We start from the raw sequence: 21,251 nt of genomic DNA, 5'->3' as shown, positions 1-21,251 counted from the left end.
GTAACATATAGTATTTCTTATCATAGATCAATGTGTAATCGATTGCATTGTTGTATATTTGCATTCGAAAAATTCTTTTCACACTCCCTACTAATAATCTACAGAAAAATTATAACCTTTTAGTATTCTAAAGGGATGTATATTTTTGTGTTCATTTTAAAAATTACGTACAGGTAGGGATTGGAATTTGTTTTTTGAAACTCTGAATAACAAAAACACTTTAACTCTATGAAAGAGAAAACATTCAAAATGACTTTAAGAAGTATTACCCTATTTCTTTTTTGTCTTTTAAGTAAAAATTATCATGCACAAACAGTATTTTTTGAAGACTTTGGTGTAAGCCAGGCTCCTACTGCAGCCAATGATTATGGAAGAAAAAAATCAGACTATGTTCCGACAGGAAATTTTAGCTACGGAACTTCTAAAGCCAACACAACTAATTTTGAAACCAGCAATATAGATAATTCTTACTATGCTGTTGTAGCTCCTGAATTTATCTACTCCGGAGTAATTCCGGGATTTTATTTCTGGACTTTAGCAGATCCTTCTACATCTCCATTTGAAGGGGCAAATCGATATGCAGAAGATCATACTCTGGGAGACAGTCATGGTGCAGTTCTGGCGATCAATGCACAAGCTCCAAACACTGCTTTTTATGAAAGGAATTTTAGTTTTACGGCAGATTCATATTATGAAGTTTCATTTTGGATATATGTCGTAAATCCTACGACACAGGTGAAATTATCAATGAAGGATCCTGTTTCAGGAGTTGAACTTGGTGGAGTTTCTACCGGGGCAATTGCTTCTCAGTCTGCTAATTGGCAAGAATTTAAGCTTAATTTCAAAACTCCGGCGACAGGTTGTGAGAATACTGTTGCTAAATTATCCTTACAAAATATTTTCCAGGGAGGCACAGGAAATGATTATTACATAGATGATATTGCTGTCAAAAAATTATCCGTGCAACCGATTACATTGGATTTCACATTTACTTGTCCGATAAATTCAGTTATTGCTGACACAGATGGTGATGGCATTGCTGATGATTTAGATATGGATTCTGATAATGACGGGATATTAGATATCAATGAGTGTCCTGATCTTGTTGTTAATAAAGATTTTAATTCTACTAATGGGACTACCGTGACTTTCGATGCGCCCGCTGCAGATCTCGGGTTTGTATTTGATGTTTATACGCTCGATAATTCTTTTAATCTGAATATTAATGGAGTTAATTTAGCTTTAAACGAAATAGAATTTCAGCCCGATCAGACAGATAACATCAGATTCAAAGATGGTTCTCATTACGGAAGCGGAGGTGTTCCACAGATTTACCAGATGACCGGAAATGCTTCTAATCCTCTGGTCAGAATAATTATTCATAAAAACGGAAGTGTCGAAATGTACGGAAGTAAGTCTACAAACGGACATTTATATCCTTTACAACTTTACAATGGAAATCATTTTAATACAATCAATTGGCATAGAACGGGTAGTAATACTGTTGTTTTAAAGCAACATGTTGTCAGTATAACTTACATTACAGGAAACGGAAGAGGAGTTAAGAATGGTTTTTGTGATCCTGATGGCGACGGTATTTCCAATCAGTTTGATACAGACAGCGATGGTGATGGATGTCCTGATGCCATCGAAGGGTCAGAACTTGTAAAATATGACCAGGTACATCCGCTAAATCTATTAGCTGATAATCCTGACTATAAATACAGAGGGCAGATAAAGGTTTTAGCAGATGGTGTTACGACAGGGAATCCGGGTCAGGTTATAAGTAAATCACCACTTGCCAACGGAGTTCCGGAATTGGTGAATCCACCAGCAGATAATACTTCAGGAAATAACGGTATTGCAGATAATACGGATGAAATATCTACTTCAGAAGCAGGTCAAGGGATTGGATCAAGACAGAATTTTACCGTAAACGCATGTATATGTTATAATCCTGCAAATACTTCGGGAGCTCCTGTCCTAAAAACTCAGCATGGCATTACATCTTTAAACAGAGCAGATTCTACTTCAGAAAAGTGGCCAGGAGTAAGAAAAGGTGCATGGGCAGCCTTAGAATCTAAAACTAAAGGATTCGTGCCTAACAGATTAACTGCAGCTCAAATGAGTTTGATTCCTGAAAGTGACCTGAGAGAGGGAATGATGGTATACAATATTACAGATGATTGCCTTCAGGTTAATACAACCGGAACAGCATCCGGTTGGAAATGCTTCACTACACAAACATGTACAACAATTAATTAATTTTAAAATGAAAAATTTAGCTATAATTATTTTCTCAGTATTCTCCATGACTGTTTTTTCGCAAGTTTCAATAGGAAAGTCATCAGTTTCAAGTAATGCGGTTTCTCTTGAGTTTGGAGATCAGCATCGTGGTCTTCTTCTACCTTGGGTAGACAAAACAGATGATGTTGTAGGAGCGGTAAACGGAACCATGGTTTACACTCTTAATGATAAAAAAGTAAAAGTAAAATATGCAAGTGGGTGGAAGGATCTTTCAGTAAATACGGAAGGAACAACGATTGATCCTGTAACATTTGTGGATGGAACTGCAATTCAGAATACGACTGATGAAAATTCTACTGCAAAAGTCTCTATCGGTACGCCTTCATCTACACCTGGAATTCTGGTTTTGGAAGATGCCGATAAAGCAATGATATTGCCAAAAGTTGCAGACCCTAATCGTAATATTGTGAATCCTTCACCCGGAATGATGGTGTACGATACTACAAAAAAACTTCTGGCTGTATTTAATGGAAGTGTTTGGTCGTACTGGCGTTCATGAATTCTTTAATTCTAATAGCAGACCGGATGTGATAAATCCGGCTGCTTGTTTTATTTCAATAACATATTCAATCAACGGAATTGTTATTGACAGAAAGTATTAAGACGAATTGTAATTTCTAAAAATCGTGAATTATATATGAATTTTTTTAATCTTTTTGTGTAATATTTTAATTATTATTTGTAATTAACCTATTATTAATGAAAATTATTTATGATTGAGCGCATAATATGTATATATTTGTAATCATTATTTGACTATCTATTAAAATCAAATCAAATTGAGAAAACTTTTTAAATCAAGAACATTTGCGGGTTATGCTGCTATATTACCAATCGTATTTTGTCTGTTTTGTTCGTTACTGAATGCTCAGTCTAAAGATTCTGCAAAAGTGAGTCCGAAGGCAAGTATTAGTCTGAAAGATGGTGCAACTCTTTTTTCTGCTGATGAATCTTTCAACCGTCAGATTTCAGGGAAAAAAATTATTCGCGATAAAGCGACTGTTGCTTATCAGAAAAATAAAGAAGAAGGCAAAAATTTAGAAATGACCGCTCCAAAAACAGGAAGTGGTCATGTTACAAAAGATTCAGCGAAAGAAAAGAAAAAAGAAGAGCCTGCAAAAAAAGATAAAAAGAAAGTATCTTATTTTTTCCTAAACAATAAATTTACGATGAATTACTGTTAATATTGTTTTGAAATTGAGTTGTGGCACAGACTTTGGAAGCTGTGTTCAACCATTAAATCATTTATTATATATCTTTCAGATTATAAAATTCCCCAACATGTGTTGAGGAATTTTATTTTAAGCTTATATGAGATTATCGTTTTATAGGTAATTTTAATTAAACTTATTTTAGGCATAGAAATTGTTTGCAAAATACACAACATACCTAAACCAAATCATCACTATATTAATTTTAAAATCCCCATAGTTTTATGATAAACTGGGGATTTTCTCTTTTGATTTTATATAATTTCATTGTTCTTTTTCAATTTTTCTGTATTAATTCGAATAGAAATTTCATTATATGCAAATATTGATTAAAATCGTTGTGCTTTTGATTAATTATAAAACCATACAAAGTGAAATATATTTATCGCACATAAACGATTATGTCCTATTTTCAGGCAATTAAACTTAAATTTAATATTGATTTTCATTTTATAATCAAATATTATTGTTATTTTTGCAATTCCCTAACTGAACGTGATTGAAAAGAAATTTACTAAATCTGAATTATGAATTTGAAAATTCAAGCTTTCGAAAAAGCCTGAGATTTTTTTGTATTTGTAGCTTTTTGGTATTTATTTCTTTTAATCAGACTTTGCGTGCTCAAGTTGAGAATGGGAATAGCCATAATGCAACAATCGTTTTGAGTCAGGGAGCAGTGGTTTATAGTGCAGATGCGGAATTCAACAAGCAAATAAGCTCAGGCAAAATCACTTTAGACAATGGATCTGTTTCGTATGATGCTCAGAAAGATGTTTTAGTTGCTGGGGTTAAGCAATCGAAGAACTTTGATAATAAAGCTAAAATTGCGGAAAGTAAGAACCAAAAGGAGGAGCTAAAAAAAATTCGTAAAAAGATTCAGGATTTTGAAACTCGCCAAAAAAGTTTTCCAGTTAAACAACTTCAGGTATTTCCTTCTCAACAGGATATTATTTCTCTTTCAGGTGTAAATCTTGAATATTTATCGCCGGGTCAGCAACATCATGATCTGAATAAATTTTTTATCTCAGATAAGCTTTATCAAGACAAAGTTGCATTCAATCAGGAGCAAAGACAAAAAATTACAAATTACAGCGAGCAGGCTGTTAATTTCTTTTATGCAAATGCCTTTTCTGTAAGGCCTCCGCCTGTATTCTTTACAGTTTATTATATTTAGAGCTTCTAAAAGTTCATCAATCAAGTAATGGTAATTCTTTACAGCTATAAAGATCAAGTTTTTATAGTTGAGGATTTCTATTGCTCTTACGCAACAATATTAAAAACAATAATTATTCAAATGAAAAAATGTTACTCAAATTTGATAGTGAGTAAGCTGCAATTATTTGCATTGCTTTTTACTGCAGGTTTCGTTTTGGCACAACAAAGTGTTGAACAAGAAAAAGAAACGAAAGAAGATGTTGTAATTTCTTACAACACACCATTTTCCTATTCGCTTAATCCGAATGTAAGCTGGGAACTTAAAAACTCAACTGGAGATCTGATCAATCAAGGTAAAGGCGATTTTGTAAATAAAGCGTTTACTGTTCCCGGAAACTATGTTTTGTCTATCCAACAAAAACACGCACACAATGAAGAGTCATGTGACCATGATCAATATCCTTCAAAATTAAACATTAAGGTAAGTAATACTAAAATGGATTTTGACTGGTCTACACTGAAATTTTCAAAAAATATTGCAGATGGACAGTCGTCAAAAGGAATAACTGTAACTGTAGATGTACTTTATTCTTCTGCTGAAAATGAAAACGCAGTTTACGAGCATGGTTTTAAAACTGCAGGTGTGGGTACTTCTATCGTAGGAACGTTGAAGGATAAAAAAACAATTTTAAAACCCGGAGTCAATAAACTTGCTTTTTTGCTTGATGGGGTAGCAGAAAAAGGAAATTATATCATGCTGGACTTTAAAGATGTTAACGGACAAGTACAGTCATATACTTTAACTCAAAAAATTAAATAAAAATGATGAAAAATATATATGTCTTAACGGTATTTTCGCTTTTTATAACCGGGATTTTGTCCGGCGTAAAAGCGCAATATTGCGTCTCGGGTTGTAATTCAAATACGTTTGTGTACAGTACCGATCCGAATACTTTAGAGTATGATAACCTGATAAGCACTTTTCACTCTTCTTTGGCAAAAGAAAAAGATGGAACCTTTAAAATATGGGGTGAAGGAACGGCTTCCAATGGTACGGGGAATTTGTTTTCACCAACAGTGATCGGACCGTCCGCTACAGCGACTCAAAATTTTGTGTATGCGGGTAGTCCGTTAAAAGTGGCGGCTGGAAGTAATTATTCTGGTATACGACAATTTGCTCTTCTTACTACAGATGGACTTTATGTGTGGGGAACTACAGGGACTTTGGTTGATGCAACAATTAAGTCTACTACTGCTTTTGGTAAGATTTCTGTGAACGGAAAAACTGATGGTCTTCCTGCTGGAGTAGCGCCGACAGACGTAAAAATGATGTTTGGTTCTTATGGTACTTTGGCGATTGTTACATGTACAGGAGCTGCTTGGGTTTTATCTTTTAATGGAAATAAGAATGGTGATGGATCAGCTCAGGTAATTGCAAATAATGTATGGCATCGTGTGAGAACAGCTGATGCAAGTAATCCTGATTTGGCTAATATTGTGGTGATGAGAGGAACTCCAAATGCTTTATTTGCTTTGACTTCAACAGGAAAGCTTTATACTTGGGGTACGGGTACTTATGTGAATGGTAGTGCTGCTGCAAACAGAACTTTTGCAACTGAGGTTACGGTTCCTGCTGGAGTTACTCCTAAAATGATAGGGATGACTCAAAATGGTACTTTGCAGACATATTATCTTTTGGGAACTAATAATAAGCTCTATGGAATGGGAGATAATAGCCAAAAACAACTTGGAGATGGTGGTACAACGACAAGAACGACTTGGATTCAGCCACAAAAAATTACCGATCAGTCAGGTCAGGGATTGGGTGTTTTAGAAAATATTGTATGGTTCTCTGCTAATGAGCATGATAATTCTAGTGCTGCAGCCATTAATGTTTTAACCACGACTAACAAACTTTGGGCATGGGGATCTAATTCTGGAAATATGATTGGGGGTGCGTCGAATGGAGCAGTATATGATCCAATTTATATGCCTGGACAAACGACTGCTGCTAACGGTTTAAACTTAACTGATGAGGTTGTTGCTGTGGAAACGGGAGGTCATACCACTGTTAATGTGAAAAAATGTTCACAGTATTTTGGTTATGTGGGGCATAAAACCGGTGGTAGTATGGGAGATGGAACAAACGGTTCTGGTAATCCTAATACTTACAGCTACTCAACTGCTATTTTGATAGTTTGTGGTGCAGATGCAGGTCCGAGAATTCAGAATTTAAATATCTGTCAGGGTACAACGGCTAACTTAAATAATGCTGTTCAGGAAGCGAACCCTAGTGAAGTAGAATGGCATGCTACAAATGATGTAACCAGTCCTGTTATTACCAATGTTACAGCGGTTGGCCCGGGAACTTATTATGGCTTTTTCACGGTAGCCTCAGGAAAGTGTAGAGTTGTAGGATCTGTAATTACTGTTGCTTACTATGATGCCGCAGGTGCTTATGCCAACAATTGTACATGTACGAAAGATGGGTCTACAATAACCGGTGGTGCGCCAACAAAATTTGGAATTACGACGCTAAATAAATTGTCGATATGGCCGGAAGCTGTACCGAACGGTTTCGTCGCTTTGGAATCAAAAGATAAAGGGTTTGTTATTACTCGTGTTGCAAATTCAGGAGTAATTACTGAACCTAAAAAAGGAATGCTGATATATGATATAGCGGATCAGTGTGTGAAATTATACAACGGATCATTCTGGAGATGTCTGAAAAAAAGCTGTAATGATTATTAATTTAAACTTAAAAAAAATGAAACTAAATAATATACTTGTTGGTTTTTTAATTTTTGGTGGATGTCTTTTCAATGCACAAATTGCTATTGGTAAACAGTCGGTTAACGGAGTTAATACGATTTTAGATTTTGCCGGAGCAACTGCTACGGAAGCTTCCACAGATCCTGCAACAACCAATGAAAATGGGATCATTCTTCCTGCAGTAACTGCTTCACCTTCATATGCCGTAACTGCGCCAACGACAAACAATCCTAACAATGGGACATTTGTTTTTGATCGTGCATTAAGAATGGTCAGAATGTTTACAAACGGGGCTTGGGTAAATTTATCTGATGCTGCTGGGAATGATATTCCTGCTGATCTTAATAACCCGAGTACAGGTTTGAATGGAGGTGTGATCATCGGTTCAAGTACGACGGCTGCTTCCGGGGTACTGGTTTTAGAATCTGCCGATAAAGCAATGGTTTTGCCACACGTAAGAAATCCTCATACAACAGTGAAAAGTCCTTATCCGGGGATGATGTGCTATGATACACAAAGCAACTCACTTGCAGTGTATGATGGTGTAAAATGGAATTACTGGAGATAATTCCTGAGCATTGCTGTGATCCTGACTGGATTTTAAAACAGATTTAAAAATAAATTCATAACCACTTCAAAATGAAGTGGTTTTTTATTGCATATAAAATTAAAATTATGTAAATTTGCATTCTCTTTTGGCGCTAAAATTAAACATAATACAGTAATCTATTGAAAATCAACTCTTTCATAAATTTGAAAGAGTGTTTCTTGTTTTTGTTGTATTATCGTCTTTTTAACTCCATTAGATAAAAATAAAAATATTTTGCACTACACTGTGAAAAGATATACCAGTGTTGCAGTTAGATATCGAAAGACAAAAGAAACAAGGTAAAAGAAACATACATAACGGCGCCAAAGTTATATATTCCTTTAATCTTTTTACTTTTTTCTTGGCTCTTGATTATCTGATATTTTTGAATAAAAACAAAATATTTTTTAACCCTTTCTTAAAAGTTTTATGAGTAAAACAACATCAACAACTAGGGGAGTGGAGAGAATTAATTTCTCTTCGGCTAAAGGAAAAATCATTACTCCGGATTTCTTGGATATCCAGTTGGAGTCATTTAAAGATTTTTTCCAGTTAGATACACTTCCTGAAGACAGAAAGAAAGAAGGTTTGCACAAAACCTTCCAGGAAAACTTTCCAATTACCGATTCTAGAAACCAGTTTGTACTTGAGTTTTTAGATTATCTGGTAGATTCTCCACGTTATTCGATCGACGAGTGTGTGGAAAGAGGTTTAACGTATTCAGTTCCTCTAAAAGCGAGACTTAAATTGTATTGTACAGATCCTGAACATGAAGATTTTCAGACGGTTGTGCAAGATGTTTATTTAGGTCCGGTTCCTTACATGACTCCTTCTGGTTCATTCATTATCAATGGAGCAGAGCGTGTTATCGTAACTCAGTTACACAGATCTCCGGGTGTATTCTTCGGACAGACTTACCACGCCAACGGAACTAAACTTTATTATTCAAGAATTATTCCTTTCAAAGGATCTTGGATGGAATTTACAACCGATATCAACAGCGTAATGTACGCGTATATCGACCGTAAGAAAAAATTACCATTAACAACTCTATTAAGAGCAATCGGTTTTGAATCTGATAAGGATATCCTTCAGATCTTCGATCTTGCTGAAGAAGTGAAAGTTTCTAAAGCTGCCCTTAAAAAAGTAGAAGGAAGAGTATTGGCTGCGAGAGTATTGAACACTTGGTTCGAAGATTTCGTAGACGAAGATACCGGTGAAGTAGTTTCTATCGAAAGAAACGAAATCATCTTAGATAGAGAAACAGTTCTTGAAAAAGAACATTTGGATCTAATTCTTGATGCTGGTGTGAAATCTATCCTGATTCACAAAGAAAACAGCAACGAGTTCTCTATCATTCAGAATACATTACAGAAAGACCCTACAAACTCTGAAAAAGAAGCTGTAGAATATATCTATCGTCAGTTAAGAAATGCAGATCCACCCGATGAGGAAACTGCAAGAGGAATCATTGAAAAATTATTCTTCTCTGAGCAAAGATATTCATTAGGTGAAGTTGGACGTTACAGACTAAACAAAAAGTTAAATCTTAAGATTCCTACAACTACCGAAGTTCTTACAAAAGAAGATATTATTGCTATCGTAAGACATTTGATTGAGTTGGTAAACTCAAAAACAGATGTTGATGATATCGATCACTTATCAAACAGAAGAATTAAGACTGTTGGTGAGCAATTGGCAGGACAGTTCGGTGTAGGTCTTTCAAGAATTGCAAGAACAATTAAGGAAAGAATGAACGTTAGGGATAACGAAATCTTTACTCCGCTTGATCTTGTTAATGCTAAAACGTTAACATCAGTAATCAACTCGTTCTTCGGTACCAACCAGCTTTCTCAGTTCATGGACCAAACCAACCCGCTATCAGAAATCACGCACAAGCGTAGACTTTCTGCACTAGGACCTGGTGGTTTATCAAGAGAAAGAGCAGGTTTCGAGGTTCGTGACGTTCACCATACGCACTACGGAAGAATTTGTCCGATTGAAACTCCGGAAGGACCAAATATCGGTTTGATTTCATCTTTAGGAATTTATGCTAAAATCAATACTTTAGGTTTCATCGAAACTCCTTACAGACAAGTAAATGAAGGTAAAGTTGATTTAAATGCTGATCCGATTTACTTAAATGCAGAAGACGAAGAAGATAAAGTAATTGCTCAGGCAAACGTTGAATTGAGCGATAGCGGTGACTTCGAAACAGACAGAATTATTGCAAGACTTGATGGTGATTATCCTGTAGTAGAGCCTACTCAGGTAAACCTTATTGATGTTGCTCCGAATCAGATTTCCGGTATTTCAGCTTCATTGATTCCTTTCTTGGAACATGATGATGCGAACCGTGCGTTGATGGGATCAAACATGATGCGTCAGGCTGTACCATTGTTGAAGCCACAGGCTCCGATTGTAGGTACTGGTCTGGAACAGCAGGTGGCAAAAGATTCTAGAATTTTGATCAATGCTGAAGGTACAGGTACTGTAGAATATGTAGATGCTGATAAAATTGTTATCAAATATGAAAGAAGCGAAGACGAAGATTTAGTGTCATTCGAATCTGCTACGAAAACATATAACCTTACTAAGTTCAGAAAAACCAATCAAAGTACAACCATTACCCTAAGACCAAACGTAAGAGTAGGGGATACAGTGGAAAAAGGACAGGTGCTTTGCGACGGTTATGCCACAGAAAACGGAGAATTGGCTCTTGGTAGAAACTTAGTGGTTGCGTTCATGCCTTGGAAAGGTTATAACTTCGAGGATGCGATCGTAATCAACGAAAAAGTTGTACGTGAAGACTGGTTTACTTCAATCCACGTAGATGAATATTCTCTTGAAGTTCGTGATACCAAATTAGGTATGGAAGAATTGACGGCAGATATTCCTAACGTTTCTGAAGAAGCTACGAAAGATCTTGACGAGAATGGTATGATCAGAATCGGTGCTGAAGTGAAGCCAGGAGATATTATGATTGGTAAAATCACTCCAAAAGGTGAATCTGACCCGACTCCTGAAGAAAAACTTCTTAGAGCAATCTTCGGTGACAAAGCTGGTGATGTAAAAGACGCTTCATTGAAAGCTGATTCTTCATTAAGAGGTGTTGTGATCAACAAAAAATTGTTCTCTAGAAACATTAAAGACAAAAAGAAAAGAACTGAAGAAAAACTTAAACTTGAAGAAATTGAAAACACTTACAAGGCTAAGTTTGACGAGTTGAGAAATAGTTTAATTGAAAAATTAAATACTTTGGTTAGCGGTAAAACTTCTCAGGGAGTTACCAACGACTTAGATGAAGAAATCATCGGTAAGGGTATGAAATTTACTCATAAATTATTGACTTCAGTTGAAGACTACGTAAACGTAAGCGGTGCAGATTGGACTGTTGACAACGATAAGAATGAATTGATCAAGCAGTTGATTCACAACTATAAAATCAAATTCAACGATATTCAAGGAGTTAAAAACCGTGAGAAATTTGCAATTTCAATCGGAGATGAGCTTCCTGCTGGTATCATGAAGTTGGCTAAAGTGTATATCGCTAAAAAACGTAAACTGAATGTAGGAGATAAAATGGCAGGTCGTCACGGTAACAAGGGTATCGTTTCGAGAATCGTTCGTGAAGAAGATATGCCATTCCTTGAAGACGGAACACCGGTAGATATCGTATTGAATCCACTTGGGGTACCTTCGCGTATGAACATCGGTCAGATCTACGAAACTGTTCTTGGATGGGCAGGTAGAAAATTAGGATTGAAGTTCGCTACGCCAATCTTTGACGGAGCAAGTCTTGATCAGATTACAGAGTACACTGAGAAAGCAGGTCTTCCTAAATTCGGTCACACTCACCTTTATGATGGTGGTACCGGAGAAAGATTTACACAGGCTGCAACAGTTGGTATCATTTATATGCTGAAACTTGGTCACATGGTTGATGACAAAATGCACGCACGTTCTATCGGTCCTTACTCATTGATTACTCAGCAGCCATTAGGAGGTAAAGCTCAGTTTGGAGGTCAGAGATTCGGAGAGATGGAGGTTTGGGCTCTTGAAGCATTCGGAGCATCGAATATCCTTAGAGAAATCCTGACTGTGAAGTCGGATGACGTGATTGGTAGAGCAAAAACTTATGAAGCGATTGCGAAAGGTGAAGCAATGCCTGAACCAGGTATTCCTGAATCTTTCAACGTATTACTTCACGAGTTACAAGGTCTTGGATTAGACGTAAGATTGGAAGAATAATTAATTTGAAATTCGAAATTTGATATTTGAAATTGATGCGTAAAGCGTATAAGTGATTTTAAATATTTAAATTTTACAAATTCAGATTTATAAATAAGGAGAGGCATTGAGTAATAGAGTAAATCTCAAAATCTCAAACCTCAAATCTCAAATTAATTTAAAAATTATGTCATCAAATAAAAATAAAACAAGTCGTTTTAATAAAATAACCATCGGTTTAGCTTCTCCGGAGTCTATTTTACAGGACTCAAGAGGGGAGGTTCTTAAGCCGGAAACTATTAACTACAGAACGCACAAACCTGAAAGAGACGGTTTGTTCTGTGAAAAGATCTTCGGTCCTATTAAGGATTACGAATGTGCTTGTGGTAAATACAAGAGAATTCGTTACAAGGGGATCGTTTGTGACCGTTGTGGTGTAGAGGTTACGGAGAAAAAAGTACGTAGAGAGAGAATCGGGCATATCAATTTGGTTGTTCCTATTGCTCACATCTGGTATTTCCGTTCTTTACCAAACAAAATCGGTTACCTTTTAGGAATTCCTTCTAAGAAATTAGATATGATCATCTACTACGAAAGATATGTAGTGATTCAGCAAGGTATTGCTAAAAAATTAGACGGTTCTGATTTCGAAAACATGGAATTCTTAACAGAAGAAGAGTATCTTGATATCATGGAAACTCTTCCTGTAGAAAACCAATATCTTGACGATTCTGATCCAAACAAATTCATCGCTAAAATGGGTGCTGAAGCTGTTGAGGAATTATTAAAAAGAATCGATCTTGATGCATTGTCTTTCGACTTGAGACACAAAGCGCACAATGAAGGTTCAAAACAAAGAAGAACTGAAGCTCTGAAAAGATTGAACGTTGTAGAAGCATTAAGAGGTGCTAATACAAGAATGATCAACAGACCGGAGTGGATGATTATGCGTGTACTTCCAGTTATCCCGCCAGAATTAAGACCATTAGTTCCATTGGATGGTGGACGTTTCGCTACTTCCGATTTGAATGACCTTTACAGAAGAGTTATTATCAGAAACAACCGTTTGAAGAGATTATTGGAGATCAAAGCTCCGGAAGTAATCTTGAGAAACGAAAAGCGTATGCTTCAGGAATCAGTAGATTCATTATTCGATAATACAAGAAAATCTTCTGCAGTAAAATCTGAATCAAACAGACCATTGAAATCACTTTCAGATTCATTGAAAGGTAAGCAGGGTCGTTTCCGTCAGAACTTATTGGGGAAAAGGGTAGATTACTCTGCGCGTTCGGTAATTGTTGTAGGTCCAAACTTACAGCTTCACGAGTGTGGTATTCCTAAAGATATGGCAGCTGAACTTTACAAACCGTTTATCATCAGAAAACTGATTGAAAGAGGAATTGTAAAAACAGTAAAATCTGCAAAGAGAATTATTGATAGAAAAGAACCTGTAGTTTATGATATCCTAGAAAACGTGATGAAAGGTCACCCTGTTCTATTGAACAGAGCACCTACACTTCACAGACTGGGTATTCAGGCTTTCCAACCTAAGATGATCGAAGGTAAGGCAATCCAGCTACACCCGTTGGTAACAACAGCATTCAATGCCGATTTCGACGGTGACCAGATGGCGGTACATTTACCATTAGGTCCTGAAGCAATCCTTGAAGCTCAGTTATTGATGTTGGGTTCTCAAAACATCTTGAACCCTGCAAACGGTTCTCCAATTACGGTACCTTCTCAGGACATGGTTCTTGGTCTTTATTTCATGACCAAAGAATTGTCTTCTACAGAAGATATGAAAGTAAAAGGGGAAGGTCTTGCATTCTATTCTCCTGAAGAAGCGGAAATCGCTTATGCTGAAGGCAGAGTATCATTAAATGCTAAAGTAAGATGTAGACTTCCTGTAAAAGAAGACGGTGAAATCGTTACAAGATTAATCGAAACTTCTGTTGGTAGAATTTTGTTCAACCAGATTGTACCTAAGCAGTCAGGATATATTAATGAGCTTTTAACTAAGAAATCATTAAGAAACGTTATCGGTAAGATCCTTGCAGATACAGATTTCCCTACAACGGTGAAGTTCTTGGATGCAATGAAAGACTTAGGGTATTCAAATGCATTCAAAGGAGGTCTTTCTTTCTCATTAGGTGACATTGTAGTTCCTGTTGAGAAAAAGCAGATGATTGCTTCATCTATTGAAACGGTAGACGAAATTAGAGCTAACTATAACATGGGTCTAATTACCGATACAGAACGTTATAACCAGGTAATCGACGTTTGGACAAACACAAACGCCGGATTAACTGAAATGATCATGAGCAGAATGAAAGTTGACCAAGGTGGATTCAATTCTGTGTATATGATGCTTGATTCCGGAGCGAGGGGTTCTAAGGAACAGATCCGTCAGTTATCAGGGATGAGAGGTTTGATGGCAAAACCGCAGAAAGCTGGTTCTACCGGTGCGGAGATCATCGAAAACCCGATCCTTGCAAACTTTAAAGAAGGTCTTTCCATCTTAGAATACTTTATCTCTACTCACGGTGCTCGTAAAGGTCTTGCGGATACCGCTCTTAAGACTGCCGATGCGGGTTATTTAACGAGAAGATTGGTAGACGTTGCACAGGATGTTATCGTTACAGAAGACGACTGTGGAACTTTAAGAGGTACAGAAGTTACTGCCCTTAAGAAAAATGATGAGATCGTTGAAAAAATCTCTGAAAGAATTTTAGGTAGAGTTTCTTTACATAATATCTACGATCCTGAAAGTGATGAATTAATCGCTGAAGCTGATCAGGTAATTACTGAACAATTAGCGAAGAGAATTGAAGAAGCAGGATTAGAAGCTGTTGAAGTACGTTCACCACTTACTTGTGAAACTAAAAAAGGTATCTGTGCTAAATGTTACGGTAGAAACTTAGCGACAGGTAAAATGATTCACATGGGTGAAGCAGTTGGTGTAATTGCAGCACAGTCAATTGGGGAACCGGGAACTCAGCTTACGTTGAGAACCTTCCACCAAGGGGGTACTGCAGGTAACGTTTCAGAAAACCCATCTATTGTTGCGAGAAGAGACGGTATCGTTGAAATGGATGAAGTAAGAACTATTACTTCTGAAGATGAAAACGGTAATACAGCTGAGGTTGTAGTTTCTCGTTCAACAGAATTCAGATTGGTTGCTGATAACGAAGCAAGAACTCCATTGATGGTTGCCAACGTTCCTTACGGTTCGATATTATCTGTAAAACCAGGTGATAAAGTGAAGAAAGGAGATACAATCTGTAGATGGGATGCTTATAACGCGGTAATCATTGCTGAAACTTCTGGTAAAGTAGAATACGAAGATATTATCCAGGGGGTTTCATTCCAGTTGGAAATTGACGAAGCTACAGGTTTCGAAGAAAAAGTAATCTCTGAATCTAGAAATAAGAAAGCGGTACCTACCCTGAAAGTAGTAGATTCTAAAGGTGTTGAACAAAAAGGTTACAACTTACCTGTAGGAGCCCACTTAATGGTTAATGACGGTGAAAAAATTAAGGCTGGTAAAGTCTTGATCAAAATCCCAAGAAAATCTGCAAAAGCAGGGGATATCACCGGAGGTCTTCCGAGAGTTACCGAATTATTCGAAGCAAGAAACCCTTCAAACCCGGCGGTTGTTACAGAAATCGATGGGGTAGTTTCTTACGGAAAAATCAAGAGAGGTAACAGAGAACTTATCGTTGAGGCTAAAACTGGTGAGAGAAAAATTTATTTAGTTAAATTATCAAACCAGATCTTGGTACAGGAGAATGACTTCGTAAGAGCTGGTTCGCCACTTTCTGACGGATCAATCACTCCGGAAGATATCTTGAGAATTAAAGGCCCAACTGCCGTTCAGGAATATTTAGTAAATGAAATTCAGGAAGTTTACCGTTTGCAAGGGGTAAAAATCGATGACAAACACTTCGAAATCATCGTAAGACAGATGATGACTAAGGTATCGATCGTTGATGGAGGTGATACTCAGTTCCTTGAAGGTGCTCTTGAACATAAATATGATTTCCTAGAAGAAAACAACAGAGTATTCGGTCTTAAAGTAGTTACTGAAGCTGGTGATTCGAAAGAATTCAAACCAGGTCAGATGATCACTGCAAGAGAATTAAGAGACGAAAATTCTAAATTAAAGCGTGAAGATCAGGCTTTAGTTGAAGTAAGAGAAGCTTTACCTGCTACAGCAACACCTGTATTGCAAGGTATTACGAGAGCAGCTCTTCAGACGAAGTCGTTCATGTCTGCAGCATCGTTCCAGGAAACTACAAAAGTTCTGAACGAAGCAGCAGTTGCAGGTAAGATCGATGCATTGAATGGTCTTAAAGAAAATGTAATTGTAGGACACAGAATTCCTGCAGGTACAGGTCTTAAAGAGTATCAGAATGTAATCGTAGGTTCTAAGAAAGAATTCGAAGACTTAAACTAATATGAGTTTCGTGTTTCGGGATGCACATTTTGTATCCCGAATCACGCATCTCGAAGTAAAATAAATAAAAAATAATGTTCAGGCTTCAAAGTTTTTTTTATTTTTGAAACTTGAACTTTTTAAAACATTAAATAAGAAAAATGGACAATCAAAATCAAAACAACGATCCTAACAACATCAACATCCAACTTAACGAAATGGTAGCTTCTGGAGTTTACTGTAACCTAGCTTTGGTAAACCATTCTCCATCTGAGTTTGTTGTAGATTTCATCCAGTTAATGCCGGGTGTACAGCAAGCTAACGTAAGATCAAGAGTAATCTTGGCTCCGCTTCACGCTAAAAGAGTTTTAGAAGCTCTTAAGCAAAATGTTGCTAACTATGAGCAGCAGTTCGGAGAAATCAAAGAAGTTGAGCCTTTCGTATTAGGTGGGAACAACGTTAACGCATAAGATTTTCTTAAACATACAAAGGATGCCTCAGTATTTACTGGGGCATTTTTATTTTAATCTGAATTAAAATTAATTCTAAAAATTCAAATAAAATTATAATACAGATTTATCAATTGATTATCTTTGTTTTTGGATATGATTCAACGATATGATAAGTAATCAGTTTATTTCAAATAAATTTGGTTTTCTTGGTGAAGATTTTTCAATTGAGCTTAAAAAACATGCAGTTTTAACGGATATTAAAGCGAAAACAGAAATCATCAGGGAAGGACAGAAAAATAAATTTGTCCCTTTTTTAATAAAGGGTTCTATAAGAGTCTTCTCTCTCAATGACGGAAGAGAGCTTATATATTATTACATCAGACCGAATGACAGCTGTCTGATGACATTCTCTTCTATTTTTTCTGATTATACAAGCAGAATCTATGCAGTGGCAGAAGAAGATTCTGAAGTTATTCTGATTCCTGTTTCTGTGGTACATGAATGGCTGATAAAATTTCCGCAGATCAACAGACTTTTTTATGGGGAATACGAAAAGCGTTTCATTGATGTCATGAATATGGTGAACGATGCTGTTTTTCATAAGCTTGATAAAAGGGTATTGAACTATATTAGACAGCAAATTTCTGCTACCGGCAACAATCCGATTAAGCTTACCCACAGAGAAATTGCTAACCATTTGGGAACTTCAAGAGAGGTGGTGAGCCGAGTTTTGAAAAAAGTTGAAAATGAAGGAGAAATTTTTCAGACAAAAGAAGGGATAAAATTACCTGTAAATGAAAATGTTAGATTAAGCTAATAAATATTATTTAATACTTTTAACATCCCGATTGATAAAAACAATTCACTCGGTGACTTTTATCACCAAGTTTTAGAACGATAAGTCTATAAGTTTGTCATACGAATATTTAAACAATTTGTGTATGACAAAAACTCTCTTTTTTTTGTCAGTATTTGCCTCAGGTTTTGCCTTTGCACAGGAAGACCTTTTGAAAGATATTGACACCATTCAAACAAAAAACACCGAAACTTCACCGCCCGCTTTTAAAGCACTTCAGATTGTCACGGGACAGTCTACAAAGCTTTCTGCAAAAAACGAATGGTACGTTGTTATAGCGCACCGTTTTGGGGATGTAAGCAAAGGATTCAAAGATTTCTTCGGATTAGATGATGCTTCCACTAAGCTGGGAGTAATTTATGGGGTTACAGACGGTCTTTCTTTAAGTCTTTCCCGGGAAACCAATCTGAAAACTTTTGAAGGTGCTGCAAAGTATAAAATAGTAAAGCAAAGTGAAAACTTTCCTGTTGATGTTGTAGGATATAATGTAATGGCGATAAATACAGATCTCAGTACAGACAATTATCCGCACCTGAAGTTTGGGGATCGTCTTTCGTATCTTACTCAGGCTTTAATTTCGAGACGGTTTAATGAAAACTTTTCTCTCCAGTTAACGCCTTCGTATGTTCACAAAAATCTTTACGAACCCATGATTGAGGATAAAGATCAGTTCTTGGCAGGTTTGGGTGGCCGTTATAAGATTTCGAAAAGAATATCGATTAATGCAGAATATTTTGTGAATTTCGACAATCACAGTTTTTATAAAAATCCTCTGTCAATCGGGATGGATATAGAAACCGGGGGACACGTGTTCCAGCTTTTATTTACCAATTCCCAGCTGAATTCAGATATTGGTTATCTCACCAACGCTTCCGGAAAATGGGAGGAAGGGCAGATTTTCTTTGGGTTTAATCTTTATAGAGTTTTTTAATTATGAAAAAATTAATGTACATCATTTCATCGGCAACAGTATTCATTGCCTGTGAAAGCAGAACCTATGAAGAGATTTCAGACAAAACTCCGATTGCAGAAGTGGTAACTTATAATAAAGATGTGAAGCCGATTATCGAAGCCAATTGTATCAGTTGTCATTCACCGGGAGGTCCGGCTTCTTTTCAGCCTTGGACAAGTTATAATCAGGTGAAAAATAATATTGATAAAATTATCGACAGAATAAACCGACCAACCGGAGATCCTCAGAAAATGCCTCAAGGCGGAAGTTTATCTCCATCACAAATCTCAATTATCACAAAATGGAAAGCCGACGGGCTTTCTGAAAATTAAAAGAATTAATATGAAAAATCTGGTATTATTAATCGCCGCATTAGGTTTTGCAAATATTGTTTCGGCTCAGAAATATTCTACGAAAACAGGTAAAGTAACTTTTGAAGCTTCCGTACCTTTATTTGAAGATGTTTTTGCACAGGATGATAACAATGTTGCCATTATTAATGCAGACAATGGAGACTTTGCTTCTGTTTCTGTAGTAAAGAATTTCCATTTTAAAGTGAAATTAATGGAAGAGCATTTTAACGAAAGCTATGCTGAAACTGCAAAATATCCGAAGACAACTTTCAAAGGGAAGATTGTCAATTTTGATAAAACCAAATTGACGGCATCTCCTCAGAAATATACGGTTCAGGGAACATTAAACTTTCATGGGGTAGATAAAGCAATGACTTCTACGGCTTCAATGTATACTAAAGATGGCAAAATTTATATGCAGGGAACATTCGTAGCAAGACCTGCAGATTTCAAAGTGACCATTCCTAAAATGGTTATGAAAAAAGTAGCTGAGAATGTAAATGTTGAGTATAATTATGTAATGTCGAAATCATGAAAAAAATATTATTTATTTTAAGTTTTATGCTGAGTTTTACCATGTTGACAGCTCAGGAAAAAACAAAATCTATTTTTGATGTTGCAAGAAACGGAACGGTAGCTGAAGTGAAAGATCTGATGAAGCAAAATCCGGATATTATCAATCAGACCAATGAAAACGGTTTTTCACCTTTGATTTTAGCTTGTTATAAAGGCAATGTTGAGGTGGGCGAATTCTTAATTGATCATGTAAAAGATGTGAATTATAAAAGTCAGGAAGGAACTGCTTTGGCAGGTCTCTCTGTGAAATATAATAAGAATCTGACGGAACGATTATTAAAGAAAAATGCCGATCCGAATATTGCAGATTCTACAGGATCTACACCACTATTCTGGGCGGTAAAATTTGGCAATAAAGAATTAGTGGAATTGCTGCTGAAGTACAAAGCCGACAAATCTGTAAAAGATTTACAGGGAATGACACCTTTTGAATATGCACTACAAACAAACAATAAAGAAATCATCAATTTATTAAAAAATTAAAATGAAAAAAATTCTACTTACATTATCAATGGCTCTTGCAATTTCGTTGGGAGCTCAGTCTTTTTCCTCAGGAACAGTAAGCTTAGGTTCTACAGGAATGAGTGTGAAATTGGATACATCCTCTACTTTGGTAACGATTACCTTAACAGGTCCTGATACAACATTTTTAGGAATTGGTTTCGGAACGACGGGAATGGGTGCTGGATCAGACGGATTTGTTTATAATACAAATTCTACTACATCTGCCGGTTTAGATTATACATTTGGTGGCATCGGATCAATCTCTCCGGATCCGGTACAAAACTGGACGATGACTTCCAATACAACTTCTGCTGGTACAAGAACCGTTGTTGCGACAAGATCTCTTTCAGGAGGTACAGGTGATTTTGCTATTGCAAATGCGGCCGGAGTAATCAATATTTTTTATGCAAAAGGACCGGATTTGAATCTTCAGTACCACGGATCAAACAGAGGATATGCAACTTTAAATATGGCAGGAGTTTTAGGAACTAGTGATTTGGCTTCAGAAAACAAAAAAGTTTCTTTATATCCGAATCCTGCAAAAGAAGCTGTTTATTTCAAAAATTCCGATAAAATTAAATCGGTTGATATTTACGAATCTACCGGCAGAAAAGTAAGAACGGTTAAGGTTGACGGAGCAGATATTAATGTTTCAGATTTGAAATCAGGAAACTATTATCTCGAAATCACCTTGAAAGACGGTAGTTTATCTTATGAAAAACTTATCAAAGAATAATTTTTAGAAAGATTAATTTTATAATCCTGAGAACCTTGAGTTTTCAGGATTTTTAATTTTAAATATGAGTGAAAATATTTGAATAAATTTACAATCTGAAATTGCTGTTTTTATTCAATTAAA

General features: G+C 36.3%; 16 protein-coding genes. All 16 read left to right on the top strand.

The window, feature by feature from the left end:
• Window positions 1-228 precede the first annotated feature (228 nt).
• The 16 genes from BM371_RS17355 to BM371_RS17280 all read left to right on the top strand — a co-directional run bounded on the left by BM371_RS17355 (window position 229) and on the right by BM371_RS17280 (window position 21,128).
• Window positions 229-2,265, top strand: coding sequence for a hypothetical protein (locus BM371_RS17355; protein ID WP_051883024.1), 2,037 nt, complete (start codon window positions 229-231; stop codon window positions 2,263-2,265).
• A gap of 7 nt (window positions 2,266-2,272) precedes the next feature.
• Window positions 2,273-2,806: a hypothetical protein gene (locus tag BM371_RS17350; protein ID WP_034679157.1), complete on the top strand. Its 534-nt coding sequence runs from the start codon at window positions 2,273-2,275 to the stop codon at window positions 2,804-2,806.
• A gap of 280 nt (window positions 2,807-3,086) precedes the next feature.
• Entirely contained in the window at window positions 3,087-3,491 is a 405-nt protein-coding gene (locus tag BM371_RS17345; protein WP_034679160.1) for a hypothetical protein, read from the top strand.
• Between the two features lie 526 nt (window positions 3,492-4,017).
• Entirely contained in the window at window positions 4,018-4,692 is a 675-nt protein-coding gene (locus BM371_RS17340; RefSeq protein WP_034679162.1) for a hypothetical protein, read from the top strand.
• 147 nt (window positions 4,693-4,839) lie between these two features.
• Entirely contained in the window at window positions 4,840-5,493 is a 654-nt protein-coding gene (locus BM371_RS17335) for a hypothetical protein (RefSeq protein WP_123947085.1), read from the top strand.
• A gap of 2 nt (window positions 5,494-5,495) precedes the next feature.
• Window positions 5,496-7,424 (top strand): RCC1 domain-containing protein, encoded by a 1,929-nt coding sequence (locus tag BM371_RS17330; RefSeq protein WP_034679164.1) that lies wholly within the window; start codon window positions 5,496-5,498, stop codon window positions 7,422-7,424.
• Between the two features lie 16 nt (window positions 7,425-7,440).
• The gene (locus BM371_RS17325; protein WP_051883036.1) at window positions 7,441-8,013 is read left to right on the top strand and encodes a hypothetical protein; all 573 of its coding nucleotides are present in this window, start codon (window positions 7,441-7,443) and stop codon (window positions 8,011-8,013) included.
• 450 nt (window positions 8,014-8,463) lie between these two features.
• Entirely contained in the window at window positions 8,464-12,285 is a 3,822-nt protein-coding gene (gene rpoB / locus BM371_RS17320; RefSeq protein ID WP_034679166.1) for a DNA-directed RNA polymerase subunit beta, read from the top strand.
• Between the two features lie 166 nt (window positions 12,286-12,451).
• Window positions 12,452-16,720, top strand: a complete 4,269-nt coding sequence (gene rpoC / locus BM371_RS17315) for a DNA-directed RNA polymerase subunit beta' (protein ID WP_034679167.1) — start codon at window positions 12,452-12,454, stop codon at window positions 16,718-16,720.
• A gap of 140 nt (window positions 16,721-16,860) precedes the next feature.
• Window positions 16,861-17,169 (top strand): DUF3467 domain-containing protein, encoded by a 309-nt coding sequence (locus BM371_RS17310; protein ID WP_034679169.1) that lies wholly within the window; start codon window positions 16,861-16,863, stop codon window positions 17,167-17,169.
• Between the two features lie 148 nt (window positions 17,170-17,317).
• Entirely contained in the window at window positions 17,318-17,968 is a 651-nt protein-coding gene (locus tag BM371_RS17305; protein WP_034679171.1) for a Crp/Fnr family transcriptional regulator, read from the top strand.
• A 124-nt stretch (window positions 17,969-18,092) separates the two neighbouring features.
• A complete protein-coding gene (locus BM371_RS17300; RefSeq protein ID WP_034679172.1) occupies window positions 18,093-18,938 on the top strand; it encodes a DUF5777 family beta-barrel protein in 846 nt (281 codons plus the stop codon).
• Between the two features lie 2 nt (window positions 18,939-18,940).
• On the top strand, window positions 18,941-19,291 hold the full coding sequence (locus BM371_RS17295; RefSeq protein WP_034679174.1) for a hypothetical protein: 351 nt from the start codon (window positions 18,941-18,943) through the stop codon (window positions 19,289-19,291).
• A 10-nt stretch (window positions 19,292-19,301) separates the two neighbouring features.
• Window positions 19,302-19,847, top strand: a complete 546-nt coding sequence (locus tag BM371_RS17290; RefSeq protein WP_034679175.1) for a YceI family protein — start codon at window positions 19,302-19,304, stop codon at window positions 19,845-19,847.
• On the top strand, window positions 19,844-20,371 hold the full coding sequence (locus tag BM371_RS17285) for an ankyrin repeat domain-containing protein (protein ID WP_034679177.1): 528 nt from the start codon (window positions 19,844-19,846) through the stop codon (window positions 20,369-20,371). Before BM371_RS17290 ends, BM371_RS17285 begins: the two co-directional genes overlap by 4 nt.
• A gap of 1 nt (window position 20,372) precedes the next feature.
• Entirely contained in the window at window positions 20,373-21,128 is a 756-nt protein-coding gene (locus BM371_RS17280) for a T9SS type A sorting domain-containing protein (RefSeq protein WP_034679178.1), read from the top strand.
• Window positions 21,129-21,251 lie beyond the last annotated feature (123 nt).

The organism is Chryseobacterium formosense (genome assembly GCF_900116415.1).
GTDB lineage: Bacteria > Bacteroidota > Bacteroidia > Flavobacteriales > Weeksellaceae > Chryseobacterium > Chryseobacterium formosense.
This window is presented reverse-complemented; position numbering and strand designations above follow the sequence as displayed.

Coding starts and splice junctions, on each gene's coding strand:
- BM371_RS17355 (WP_051883024.1), top strand. CDS start 229: ATGAAAGAGAAAACATTCAAAATGACTTTAAGAAGTATTACCCTATTT.
- BM371_RS17350 (WP_034679157.1), top strand. CDS start 2,273: ATGAAAAATTTAGCTATAATTATTTTCTCAGTATTCTCCATGACTGTT.
- BM371_RS17330 (WP_034679164.1), top strand. CDS start 5,496: ATGATGAAAAATATATATGTCTTAACGGTATTTTCGCTTTTTATAACC.
- BM371_RS17325 (WP_051883036.1), top strand. CDS start 7,441: ATGAAACTAAATAATATACTTGTTGGTTTTTTAATTTTTGGTGGATGT.
- rpoB (WP_034679166.1), top strand. CDS start 8,464: ATGAGTAAAACAACATCAACAACTAGGGGAGTGGAGAGAATTAATTTC.
- rpoC (WP_034679167.1), top strand. CDS start 12,452: ATGTCATCAAATAAAAATAAAACAAGTCGTTTTAATAAAATAACCATC.
- BM371_RS17310 (WP_034679169.1), top strand. CDS start 16,861: ATGGACAATCAAAATCAAAACAACGATCCTAACAACATCAACATCCAA.
- BM371_RS17305 (WP_034679171.1), top strand. CDS start 17,318: ATGATAAGTAATCAGTTTATTTCAAATAAATTTGGTTTTCTTGGTGAA.
- BM371_RS17300 (WP_034679172.1), top strand. CDS start 18,093: ATGACAAAAACTCTCTTTTTTTTGTCAGTATTTGCCTCAGGTTTTGCC.
- BM371_RS17295 (WP_034679174.1), top strand. CDS start 18,941: ATGAAAAAATTAATGTACATCATTTCATCGGCAACAGTATTCATTGCC.
- BM371_RS17290 (WP_034679175.1), top strand. CDS start 19,302: ATGAAAAATCTGGTATTATTAATCGCCGCATTAGGTTTTGCAAATATT.
- BM371_RS17285 (WP_034679177.1), top strand. CDS start 19,844: ATGAAAAAAATATTATTTATTTTAAGTTTTATGCTGAGTTTTACCATG.
- BM371_RS17280 (WP_034679178.1), top strand. CDS start 20,373: ATGAAAAAAATTCTACTTACATTATCAATGGCTCTTGCAATTTCGTTG.